Source organism: Microbacterium sp., from assembly GCF_036277215.1.
Lineage (GTDB): Bacteria > Actinomycetota > Actinomycetes > Actinomycetales > Microbacteriaceae > Microbacterium.
The window spans coordinates 1-10,845 of the sequence record NZ_DASUNI010000033.1 but is presented as its reverse complement, the minus strand read 5'-3'; the positions used below and the strand labels follow the sequence as shown (position 1 = coordinate 10,845).

At 69.2% G+C, this 10,845-nt stretch carries 14 protein-coding genes and 1 pseudogene; 7 read left to right on the top strand and 8 right to left on the bottom strand.

Translation table 11 applies throughout. The features are described from left to right. The coding region (locus VFX99_RS01605) for a kelch repeat-containing protein (protein ID WP_329664573.1) at positions 1 to 457 on the bottom strand (457 nt) is incomplete at its 3' end. Positions 458 to 549: 92 nt separating this feature from the next. Here VFX99_RS01605 and budA point away from each other — a divergent pair. Continuing rightward, positions 550 to 1,290, top strand: a complete 741-nt coding sequence (budA, locus tag VFX99_RS01600; protein WP_329664572.1) for an acetolactate decarboxylase — start codon at positions 550 to 552, stop codon at positions 1,288 to 1,290. Positions 1,291 to 1,303: 13 nt separating this feature from the next. Here budA and VFX99_RS01595 read toward each other — a convergent pair whose 3' ends face one another. Further along, positions 1,304 to 1,969 carry a helix-turn-helix domain-containing protein gene (locus VFX99_RS01595; RefSeq protein ID WP_329664571.1) on the bottom strand — a complete coding sequence of 222 codons (666 nt, stop codon included), beginning with the start codon at positions 1,967 to 1,969 and terminating at the stop codon, positions 1,304 to 1,306. Positions 1,970 to 2,043: 74 nt separating this feature from the next. On the opposite strand from VFX99_RS01595, the gene VFX99_RS01590 reads away from it, so the two are divergent. The 3 genes from VFX99_RS01590 to VFX99_RS01580 all read left to right on the top strand — a co-directional run bounded on the left by VFX99_RS01590 (position 2,044) and on the right by VFX99_RS01580 (position 4,885). Continuing rightward, positions 2,044 to 2,490, top strand: a complete 447-nt coding sequence (locus tag VFX99_RS01590; protein ID WP_329664570.1) for an ester cyclase — start codon at positions 2,044 to 2,046, stop codon at positions 2,488 to 2,490. Positions 2,491 to 2,584: 94 nt separating this feature from the next. Beyond that, positions 2,585 to 3,913, top strand: coding sequence for an MFS transporter (locus tag VFX99_RS01585; protein ID WP_329664569.1), 1,329 nt, complete (start codon positions 2,585 to 2,587; stop codon positions 3,911 to 3,913). 120 nt (positions 3,914 to 4,033) lie between these two features. Then, entirely contained in the window at positions 4,034 to 4,885 is an 852-nt protein-coding gene (locus VFX99_RS01580; RefSeq protein WP_329664568.1) for an alpha/beta hydrolase, read from the top strand. Here VFX99_RS01580 and VFX99_RS01575 read toward each other — a convergent pair. From VFX99_RS01575 to VFX99_RS01565, 3 genes are read right to left on the bottom strand one after another with little or no spacing between them, the layout of a single operon-like run. Next, positions 4,873 to 5,370, bottom strand: coding sequence for a 2'-5' RNA ligase family protein (locus VFX99_RS01575; RefSeq protein WP_329664574.1), 498 nt, complete (start codon positions 5,368 to 5,370; stop codon positions 4,873 to 4,875). The genes VFX99_RS01580 and VFX99_RS01575 overlap by 13 nt on opposite strands. 20 nt (positions 5,371 to 5,390) lie before the next feature. Continuing rightward, positions 5,391 to 5,963, bottom strand: coding sequence for a dihydrofolate reductase family protein (locus tag VFX99_RS01570; RefSeq protein WP_329664567.1), 573 nt, complete (start codon positions 5,961 to 5,963; stop codon positions 5,391 to 5,393). Positions 5,964 to 6,001: 38 nt separating this feature from the next. Next, on the bottom strand, positions 6,002 to 6,361 hold the full coding sequence (locus VFX99_RS01565; protein WP_329664566.1) for a DoxX family protein: 360 nt from the start codon (positions 6,359 to 6,361) through the stop codon (positions 6,002 to 6,004). Positions 6,362 to 6,398: 37 nt separating this feature from the next. Here VFX99_RS01565 and VFX99_RS01560 point away from each other — a divergent pair, with 37 nt between their 5' ends. After that, positions 6,399 to 6,959, top strand: coding sequence for a TetR/AcrR family transcriptional regulator (locus VFX99_RS01560; RefSeq protein WP_329664565.1), 561 nt, complete (start codon positions 6,399 to 6,401; stop codon positions 6,957 to 6,959). On the opposite strand, the gene VFX99_RS01555 is transcribed toward VFX99_RS01560, so the two are convergent. Then, a complete protein-coding gene (locus VFX99_RS01555; protein WP_329664564.1) occupies positions 6,950 to 7,570 on the bottom strand; it encodes a DUF899 family protein in 621 nt (206 codons plus the stop codon). The genes VFX99_RS01560 and VFX99_RS01555 overlap by 10 nt on opposite strands. A gap of 106 nt (positions 7,571 to 7,676) precedes the next feature. Between VFX99_RS01555 and VFX99_RS01550 the strand changes: the two genes are divergently transcribed. After that, positions 7,677 to 8,666: a squalene cyclase gene (locus VFX99_RS01550; RefSeq protein ID WP_329664563.1), complete on the top strand. Its 990-nt coding sequence runs from the start codon at positions 7,677 to 7,679 to the stop codon at positions 8,664 to 8,666. A 20-nt stretch (positions 8,667 to 8,686) separates the two neighbouring features. Here VFX99_RS01550 and VFX99_RS01545 read toward each other — a convergent pair whose 3' ends face one another. Next, complete coding sequence (locus tag VFX99_RS01545; RefSeq protein WP_329664562.1) at positions 8,687 to 9,148, bottom strand: hotdog fold thioesterase; 462 nt, start codon at positions 9,146 to 9,148, stop codon at positions 8,687 to 8,689. A 140-nt stretch (positions 9,149 to 9,288) separates the two neighbouring features. On the opposite strand from VFX99_RS01545, the gene VFX99_RS01540 reads away from it, so the two are divergent. Further along, the gene (locus VFX99_RS01540; protein ID WP_329664561.1) at positions 9,289 to 10,581 is read left to right on the top strand and encodes an ion channel protein; all 1,293 of its coding nucleotides are present in this window, start codon (positions 9,289 to 9,291) and stop codon (positions 10,579 to 10,581) included. 3 nt (positions 10,582 to 10,584) lie between these two features. Here VFX99_RS01540 and VFX99_RS01535 read toward each other — a convergent pair. Then, positions 10,585 to 10,845 (bottom strand): annotated as a pseudogene (locus tag VFX99_RS01535) (hypothetical protein); the annotation flags it as partial.

The following is a 10,845-nucleotide window of genomic DNA, read 5'->3' as shown; positions in this document are numbered from 1 at the left end:
GCACTCGGCCGTCCGAGAGCGGGGCGGCGGCATGGCCTCCGCGCGGCTGCACGAGCGAGCCCACCCGCAGCATCGCACCCTCATCCGCGTCGAACATCTCGATGGTCGCGGTGACTCCCTCCCCTTCGCCGAGGAAGCCGCCGACGACGAGGACTCGGCCGCCCTCCAGCGGTGTCGAGGTGTGGCTGGAGCGGGGCTCGCGCAGCTCCGGGCCTGCGACAGCGCGCGCACCCCCGGCATCCACCAGGGCGGTCTCGCGCGTCGCGATCGCGCAGCCGTCTGTCACGCATCCGCCGACCACCAGGACTCGCCCGTCGACCAGCGTCGTCGACGTGTGCGCGGCGCGCTCTGCCACCACCGCCATCGTCAGCTCGGAGGGGGCGGGGCTCGGCGGCGACGGCTCGCCGGCCACGCATCCGGAGAGCACTGCGGCGGTCACCGCGGGCGCCAGCAGCATGCCCCTCGATCGCTCCCGCCGACCCATGCCCCCATCGTGGCGCCGCACCTCCCGCGCCGAAAGAGCATCGGCTGCCGCGATAGCCTCGCAATGTGACGACTGAACAGTTCCTGGCGGATGCGGCGGTGACCCAATTCGCCGTGCTCGACGCCCTCCTCGCCGGCGCGTACGAATCGGGCATCACCGTCGCCGACGTGCAGGAGCTCGGTGACTTCGGCATCGGATGCTGCGATCACCTGGGTGGCGAGGTCGTGGTCCTCGACGGCGAGGTGTTCGAATGCACCGTGGGTGAGCGTCCCGATCGAATGACGGCCGACCAGATCTTGCCGTTCGTGGACGTCTGCCGTTTCCACGCCGTGTCGGCGCAGCCGATCGGCGCGTCGGACCTGGCTGCGTTCACCGAGCGCGTCGAGGACGGCTTGGTCAGCCGCAACCTCTTCCACGCGGTGCGCGTCGACGGGGTGTTCTCCGCGATCCGCGTTCGCGTGACGCCCCGACAGGAGCACCCCTTCCGGCCCCTCGCCGAAGTCACCAGCGGCCAGATCGAGACGGTGCTCGCGGATGCGCGCGGCACACTCGTCGGCTTCTGGGCACCCGCGATCTACCAGGGCATCACCGTCGCCGGCTTGCACATCCACTTCCTCGCGGATGACCGCAGCGTGGGCGGGCACGTTCTCGATGTCATCATCGGAACCGCCGAGATGAAGCTCGCGGCGTACTCCCGTTTCGACCTTCGCCTGCCGACCGACGAGCAGTTCCTGCGCACCGAGCTGACGCACAGCGAAGACCATCGCATCGTGACAGTGGAGGGCGGCGCGGTTCACGCGCACTAGTCCTCCGACCCGGCTATCCCTCCGGCGGGGAGAGCAGGGCGTCGGCCAGGGTTCGGCCGAGCCATTCCCGGTATTGGTGATGAGTCCATCCCCGGGCGGTCACGAGGGCGTCGAAGGTCGCCTGCGCGGCGAGCGTCCACAGCACGTCGGTCGCCCGCTCGACGGTGAGATCTGCGCGGAGTGCGCCTCTGTCGGCGAGCAGCTGCGCGAATCGACGCAGACCCGAGTGGCGTTGCAGGTCGTGGGTTCGTTTCAGGTCGGCGAGCTCGTCATCGGCCGCCGCCCCCTCGTCGAGGACCCGCAGAAGAGGTCCGACCCGGGACCACACGCCCGGCTGTGTGGCGGCGTAGGCGAGTAGCTGTCGACGCGCATCCGGCTCGTCGATCACCCGGCGGATGCCCTCGCGCTCGTCCACCGGCAGCCGGGCACGCTCGGCCCCTCCTGCCAGTGCGACCTGCACCGCAGCGGCGAGGAGGCCGGCTTTGCCGCCGGCCGCTCGATAGACCGTTTCGACTGCGACGCCGGCATGCGCCGCGATCGCCGGAACAGTCGCGCCCGCATACCCGTGCTCCAGGAACATCTGCGCGGCGCTCTCGATGATCCGAGCGTGGTTCTCCCGCGCGCGGGCCTGTCGACGCGCCGCGTCGTACGTCCGTTTGGGTCTTGCGTTCTGAGACATTGAGTAGAATGATACTGTCATCAATATAAGCGGAGGCGGAACACGCCCCGCATCCCTGAGAATCGAGGGTCATCATGGCCGAGACGATCGACCTGCTGGATATCAAGGCAGCCGCACGCCGCGTGCTGGAGGAGGTCTTCCCCGCCGACGACGAAGCCGCGCTGATCGAAGCGTGCACGCCCGACTTCGTGAATCACGAGGCCCCGGCGGGCACCCCGCCAGGGCCCGGCGGCGCCATCTTCTACATGCACGCGCTCGCCCGCGCGTTCTCAGACCAGCGCTGGACGGTCCACCAGGTGGTCGCCGAGGGCGACACCGCGGTCGTCTACTGCACGCACAGCGGCCGCCACACCGGAACCTTCTTCGGGATGCCGGCTACGGGACGCGAATTCGCCTATCGACAGATGCACATCATCCGCATCGTCGGCGGCAAGGGCGCCGAGCACTGGGCAGTGCGCGACGACGCCTCGCTGATGCGCCAGCTGGCCGGCGCCGGCGGCCCTGACTCCTCGATCAGCTGAGCCGAGGCGGGTCCACCCCCGGTGCGGGGCTAGCCTGGATGAGACGCTGCTGCGGCAGCAGCATCCCCCTTCCCCCACCTCGACGGGACGACGCTTGACGCGCGCGACCACTCTCGATGCGCCCGGCTGGCGCACCTGGACGCTGTGGGGCGTCGGCGTGGCCGCCTATGTCGTGTCCATCGTCAACCGCACCTCGCTCGCGTCGGTGGGCGTCGATGCCGCCGTGCGATTCGATGCAGACGCGTCGGCGCTGTCGATGTTCGCCGTCATCCAGCTCGCGGTATACGGTGCGATGCAGATTCCGGTCGGCCTCCTGCTGGACCGCTTCGGCGCGCGCCCGATCATCGCAACCGGCATGGCGCTCATGGCGGTGGGCCAGCTCGTGATGGCCTTCGCCGACGCCGTGGGCATCGGCATCCTGGCCCGGGTTCTCATCGGCGCCGGAGACGCCGCGGTCTTCCCCAGCGTGCTGCGCGTCATCTCGACCTGGTTCCCCGCGCAACGAGCGCCCGTCCTCATCCAGTCGACCGGAATCATCGGACAGCTGGGCCAGATCATCGCCGTGATCCCTCTCGCCGCGCTGCTGCACGCCACCACGTGGACCGTCGCATTCGGCAGCCTCGCCGGGCTCGGCGTGCTCTTCGCCGTCCTCACGTTCGCCGTGATCCGCAACCGCCCGCCCTCCCGGCGGGACGACCCGGTCGACACCTCCGTCGACACGCAGACCGGCGCCATCCGCATCGTGCGATCATCGGCCGACCTGAGGGAGGGGTTCCGCGCGTCCTGGGCGCATCCTGCGACGCGCCTCGGGTTCTGGTCGCACTTCACCACGCCGTTCGCAGGCACTGCCTTCGTGCTGCTGTGGGGCTTCCCGTTCCTCACGGCCGGCCAGGGTCTCACGCCCGCTGTCGCCGGACTGCTCATGACGTCGCTCGTCCTGTTCGGCATGCTGGCGGGACCAGTGCTCGGCGCGCTGTCGAGTCGGCACCCCACCCGGCGCTCGCGGTGGCTGGTGCTGCCGACGGTGGCCTTCCAGGCCGTGATGTGGATCGTCGTGATCGCACTGCCGGGGCCGGCGCCGCTGTGGCTGCTGGTGGTCCTGATGCTCGCGCTCGCAACGGGCGGACCTGCATCGATGATCGCGTTCGACCATGCGCGCACTTTCAATCCCACCCACCGCCTCAGCACGGCGACCGGCATCGTCAACGGCGGAGGGTTCCTCGCGGCACTGATCGCGATCCTCTTCATCGGCGTCGCGATGGACGTGCAGGGCGCCGGGACGCCCGACACATACTCGCTGGAGGCATTCCGGTTCGCGTTCCTCACGCAGGTGCCGCTGTGGCTCGTGGGTTCGATCGGGATCGTGATCGAGCGCCACCGGACCCTCCGCCACATCGGCGGAACCGAGAACTTCCCGCGCTGAGCGGACGACCCGCCGGATGCCGCGCGGCGGCCCGACGGATGCAATCGACTCGGGCTGGCCGCACCGGGGCGGGTGCGGCAGGATCAGCACGGAAGAGCAGAGATCCTCAGGAGGCGCAACGTGGCTGAAACGACCGAACAGATCCCCGTCGAGACCGGATACGCCTCCGTGGGCGAGCTGCGGATGTACTACGAGGTCTATGGCGACGGCCCGGCCACGCCGCTGCTCCTGCTGCACGGCGGCCTGTTCGACATCCAGCAGCAGTTCGGAGCGCTGCTGCCGGGATTGTCCGCGCAGCGTCGGGTGATAGCCGCCGACTTCCAGGGCCACGGCCGCACGAACGACATCGACCGGCCCCTCGGCATCCCGGACCTGACCTCCGACGTCGTGGTCCTTCTGTCGCATCTCGGCCTCTCCGGCGTGGACGTGTTCGGGTTCAGCGTCGGCGGCGCTGTCACGATCGAACTCGCCCTCCGCCATCCCGAGCTGGTGCGCCGGATCGTCGTCGGGTCCACCAGCATCTCGCCGGACGGCGACCGCGGAGGCAACATGGAGGCCGTCGCGGAGATGACCGTCGACATGATCGCAGGCAGCCCGATGGAGCAGGCCTATCTTGCGAAGTCGCCGCACCCGGACGCCGAGCATCTGCAGACGCTGCTGACGAAGCTCGGACGCATCCTCGAGCACTCCCCCGGCTGGACCGATGACGAGATCGCTTCGATCGCCGCGCCGACGCTGATCACGATCGGCGACTGCGACATGGTCAGGATCGAGCACGCGGCGAAGTTCCTGCGGCTGCGCGGGGGCGACGTCAACGGAGATTTCGAGGGAGTTCCCTCGTCGCAGCTGGCTGTCTTCCCCGGCACGACACACTTCTTCGGACTCGCGCGAACGGATCTGGTTCTGGACACGGTGCTCCCCTTCCTCGACGCACCGGGCGTCGACGAGGGCACCGGCGATCAGGAGAGGTAGCTCACCGTCGCCGACGCGGAGTCCCAGCGCCGCAGTGCGACGCCCGTCCCCCGATGAGCGGGACCCAGAAGCAGGAGCGCGTCGGACAGGCGGGCGAGCGGCAGTCGCCGCGCCAGTGTGACGTGCGGCGTCCACTCGCCGGGCACGGTGTGCGCGGCATCCTCCCCCGCGGGCGCAGCGGAGTGCACGACGCGATGCAGGCGCAGCAGCTGTTCGCTCGGGATCACCTGCCGCGCGAGCACCGCGCGGTCGCCGTGCCGGAAGACGATCGGTGCGCCCAGGAGGATGGGCAGGGGCAGCAGGTCTGCGGCCTCGGTGAACGACACCGCCTCGAGCGCTGTCCGGACCAGCAGTGTGACGTGCGGGCGGTTGCTGGCGGAACGATGCGCCGCGAGGCTGGATAATCCGGCGGCGGCGAGGCCGTCCCAGTCCGCGCGCACGCTGGCCTCGGTGTCGGGATCGAGCAGGAGCTCGATGCTGACCACCTCGCGCAAGTCGGCGGCCCCTAGTACCGGATCCGATACCGCAGGTGGGTGACGCCGCCTTCGCCCGCGAGCACGCGGACGCGTTCCAGCTGTCGCTGAACCGGGCCGAGGTGCTCGAACAGGCGCCGCCCGTCGACGAGGAGGAGCGGGACGAGGTGGATCTCCATCTCGTCGAGCACACCCGCCTCGATCGCGCGCGCCGCGATGCTCGCCCCGTGCACGAGCACGTCCTTGCCATCCGCTGCGCTCCGCGCATCGCGGAATGCGGCTTCGACGTCGTTCGTGTAGTGAACGGCCGGCCACCGCCGCGTCCAATCCGGTGCCGGCCGGCGGCTGAGAACCCAGATCGGAACGCCGTCGTGGTGGTCGCCGTCCCAGCCCCCGGCGGGCTCGAACGTCCCACGTCCGGCGATGACCGCTCCCGTCCTCATGAACTCGTCATGGATCCTGCTGTTGGTCTCGCCCCGTGTCGGCGCGAAGACCCACTCGTGAAGCCTTTCTCCGCCGTCGCCGAGGCCGTTCTCGTCCGTTTCGTTGGGACCGGCGATGAACCCGTCCAGCGACATCGACATGTAGAGCACCGTCTTGCCCACGCGCCCTCCTTCGGAAGCCCTCTCTGAAGGGTGCCCGATCACAGCACGAAGCAATAGAGGCCTGTCGCGATGCAGATCAGCAGCATCCCCGCAGCGTTGACGAACAGGTTCCGCCCGAAGTCCCGGGCACGGATGTGCATTGACGCGGCGACGACGAAGTAGAGGATCAGACACGCCGTGGTCAGCGCGGCAAGGCCCGGAATGCAGATGCCTGCGATGAGCCCCGCCGCTGCGGCGAACTTGATCGGCGACATCGTCCACCAGTATTTCCGGGGCCAGTGGACGTCGTCGAAGCATCGGGCGATGAACGCGACCGGCTTGATGCACAGGATGCCGTCGACCAGCGAGATGACCGCGAGCGCGACGACCGGCCATACCGGGTCAGGCAGGATTGCCATACATCATGCATACCATACCGTTTGGTATGCTCACCAGATGAGCCGGCAACGATGGATCGACGAGGGAATGCGCGTGCTCGCGGACGACGGCGCTCCGGGGGTGCGGATCGACCGGATCGCAACACGTCTCGGGCTGAGCAAAGGGTCCTTCTTCCACCACTTCTCCGGCATCGCCGACTACCGTCGAGCGCTCCTCACCGAATGGGAGAACGGTGCCGTGATCGAACCCGGTGACGTCGAGCCGCACGCGCTGCTGGACGGGTTGGCGGCGCGGGTGGGCACTCTGGTCGACCTCCGCCTCGAGGCCGCGATCCGCGCGTGGTCTCTGCAGGACGCCGAAGCCGCGGCAGCTCAGGAGCGAGTCGACCGAGCGCGGCTCGGAGTTCTGGAATCGCTCTGGATGCGGATCATCGACGACCCCGAGCGCGCCCATGCGGCCGCCCTCCTCCCCCATCTGCTCGTCATCGGAGCGAGTGTCGCGCTGCCCCCCACGAGCCGAGCGGACCTCCAGTCGGTCTTCGGCCTGCTTGCGGAGCTCATCCCAGCGGTTTCGATCGACCCCGGTTCCGACTCGAATCGACGCCGGCCTCAGCCGTAGGTCGGATGCTGCGGCCACCCTTCCGGCGAATCCTCCCAGTCCTCCTGCCTCCCGTATACGGCGAGGTCCTGGATGTTGTTGACGAAGAGCAGCCGGTCGACTCCGCGGCTGCTGGTGCTGTAGGTGCGGTACACGTCCTGGCCCACGCGCACGAAGGCGCTCAGCCGGAAGCCTCCGCCTGCCCCGCAGTCGTCGGAGAAGCTCGTGCCACGAGAAGAGTAGAAAGGCATGGTCCAGCCGTGCTTCGTCTTGGCCTGCGCGATCTGCTCGAGCGGCATGTTCGACACCGTCGCCCACGCGATGCCACGGTCGGCGAGCACGTCCAGCGCGGTCACGTTGTTCGTGAAGTGCGTGCACCCCGGGCACAGTCGCTTGGGGCCGAGATCCATGAACTGGTAGACCATCAGCTGGTCATGGTCGCCGAAAAGCTCGCGCAGCGTCACTTCGCCGGCGGCGCCGATGAAGGTGTACTCGCCGAACGCGACCATCGGCAGACGCCGCCGTTGCGCGGCGAGCGCGTCCAGAGCTCGCGTCGCCTCCTTCTCGGCGATCAGCAACTCCTCGCTTGCCCGCTCCCAGGCCTCGGGGGACACGACTTGTGGGATCGACATGCCGGGGAGTCTGTCACGGCCGGGTCGACCCTGCAACGACGACTGCGCGTAGCCTGTCTGCGACCGATGCGAACCAGGGAACGCGCAGGGTAGGGAGCGGATCGCAGTGACCTCACCGACCCCCGACCATCTGCTCGCCTGGCTGCTGGACTCGGACCCCGCGCTGCGCTGGCAGGTGGAGCGAGACCTCGCGGGCGCCGCTCCGTCCGTGTGGCAGGCGACGCGAGCGCGCGTGGCGACCGAGGGCATCGGAGCTCGGCTGCTGGCACTGCAGGCCCCCGACGGGCAGTGGGCCGGCGGCGCCTACTTTCCCGCACCACCCGCGAACGGTGCGGAGATCGAGGAAGCCGGGCAACCGTGGACGGCCACGACCTGGTGCCTCAACTCGCTGCGCGAATGGGGCGTCGGCCCGAAGGCCCTGGAGGGCACCGCCGAACGGCTCGCGACGAACAGCCGGTGGGAGTACGAAGACCTGCCCTACTGGGGCGGCGAGGTGGATGCATGCATCAACGGGTACACCCTGGCCAACGGAGGCTGGCTCGGCGCCGACGTGAGCGGGCTCGCCGCCTGGTTCGTCGATCACCAGATGACCGAAGGCGGATGGAACTGCGACTGGATCGATGGAGTGACCCGCGCGTCGTTCCACTCGACACTGAACGCGCTGAGAGGGATTCTCGTCTACGAGCGGACCGTTGGAGTCTTCCCCGATCTGCGCGAAGCACGACGAGCCGGGGAGGAGTATCTGCTGGCTCGTCGCCTGACGCGCCGCCTGAGCACGGGCGAACCCGTCGGAAGCTGGGTCACCCGCTTCGCATACCCGTTCCGCTGGCGGTACGACGCCCTGAAGGCGGTCGACTACTTCCGCGAGGCAGCCCTCCACGACGGGATGCCGCCAGACCCGCGCATTCGGTCCGCGATCGAGCTGGTGCGGGGCGCGCGGCGGGAGGACGGGACCTGGCTGCAGGGTGAGCGCGATCGGGGCCGCGTCTGGTTCGAGGTCGACGTGCCCGAAGGACAGCCATCGAAATGGCTCACGTTCTACGGGACGCGCGCGCTGGACTGGTGGGACTCGCAGGCGCCCGCCGGCGCTGCGTGACGACACCGGCGGATCGCTCGTCAGGTGCTGCGGCGATCCTCCGGCGCGTAGGAGCTCTCCATCTCGATGACCGCGAGTGTGCACCGCGAGATGCAGACGAGCTTCCCCGCTTCGGTGGTGATGCGCACCTCCCACACGTGCGACCGTCGGCCGATGGCGGCCGGAGTGACCTCGGCGAACACCCACGCACCCGGCGAAACCGGCCGGATGTGGTTCGCGTTGATCTCCTGACCGACCACGTGGAAGCGGGCGCGGTCGACGGCGAGGTAACCGGCCCACGACGCAAGCGTCTCGGCGAGCGCCACCGACGCTCCGCCGTGGAGAACCCCCGCCGGCTGAGTCGTCCGGACATCGACCGGCATCCGACCCTTGAGGCTGGTGGCGGTGATCTCGGTGACTTCGATCCCCAGCGTCGCGATCAGCGAACCACTCGACATCGCATTGAGTTCGTCGACGGTGGCCTCGAATGCCCAGATGCTCACGTCCGTGAGTCTATGCGCGGGCTGCCGCACGACGTTCGGATGCACGCCGGGAACGGGCATGGCTCGCCGCGCACCTCGCATGATACGTTCCGTCCCATCGCCATCGATCAGCTGTGATCGAGCAGGAGGGATGCGCGCGCATGAGCCTCGCACGGACGGAGACCGACCCGAACGTCACACCCGGACGCCTCCTCCTGCTGGCGGTGCCGGCCATCCTCGTCGGCGTCGTCTGCGCCCTCATCCTGTGGACCCTCGATCGAGCAGCCGACGTGCTGTCGAATGCGATCTGGGACACGCTGCCCGACGCGCTCGGGGTCGACCCGTCGGGATGGTGGATCATCCTGGTCCTCACCGTCACAGGTCTCGCGGTGGGCATCGCGCTGCAGGTGCTGCCGGGTCACGGGGGCCCCGACTCGGCCACGACCGAGCTCGTGGGTACGCCGTTGCCGCTGCGGACCCTGCCCGGCCTCGCCGTCGTGACCCTCGTGGGACTGGCCGGAGGGGTGAGCCTCGGGCCGGAGAACCCCATCATCGCCATCAACACCGCGATCATCGTGGCGGTCTTCAGCCGCCTGATACCCAAGGTGTCGCCGCAGGTGTCGATGCTGCTCGCGGCATCCGCCACCATCGGAGCGTTGTTCGGCACGCCCGTGGCCGCCGCACTCGTGTTCACCGGGCTGGTCGCCGCCGTGCGCACCGGAGGTTCGCTGTGGGACAAGCTGTTCCTGCCGCTGGCGGCAGCCGGTGCCGCATCCATCACGATGCACCTCCTCGGCGCACCGCCGTTCGCGTTCGACATGCCGGCGTACGGTCCGCCGCAGCCCTTCGACATCCTCACCGGCGCGCTCGTCGCGTGCGGGGTCACGGTGGTCGGCCTGGCCGCGCTGGCGGTCTTCCCGTTCGTGTACCGGGCGCTGCATGCCCTGCGGCATCCGATTCTCATCACCACGCTCGGGGGCCTGATCCTGGGCATCCTCGGTTTCCTGGGCGGCCCCATCACGATGTTCAAGGGACTCACCCAGATGGGCGAGCTGCTGCAGGACCCGGGCCAGTACGACGCGGGCCAGCTCGCCGCGATCGCCGGCATCAAGATCGTGGCACTTCTCGTCGCGGCATCCGCTCTGTTCCGCGGCGGGCGGGTCTTTCCCGCGACCTTCATCGGCGTAGCGCTGGGACTGATGGTCAGCGCGCTTTTCCCCGCGCTTCCGATGAGCCTCGTCGTCGCGTGCGCGGTGCTCGGGATCGTGCTGGTCGTCGCACGCGACGGGTGGCTGGCGATCTTCATCGCGGTCGCGATCCCTGGCGACATCGCGTTGCTGCCGGTGCTGTGCATCGTCGTGCTGCCGGCCTGGCTGCTCGTTTCGCAGGCGCCGGAGTTCCGGATCCTGCCCGCACCGCAGCCTGAAGCTCCAGGCAAGGCGGCGACGACGTAGGACTCAGTCGTCGCCCTTGTCTTTGCCCTTGTCTTTGCCCTTGCCGCTGTTGCCGTTGCCGCTGTTGCCGTTGCCGTTGTTGCCCGATCCGGAGTCGTCGTCGCCGGAATCGTCGGTCTCGGTTCCGCCGGTATCGGCGGGCGCTTCGGGGGCGGGTTCGACGACGGGCGCCTGCTCCACCACCGGCTGCAGGTCGGCGCGCACCAGATCGATCCGGGTCTGAATGGATGCGGCACGCTCCGCCGTCACCGATCCGTCGGCCAC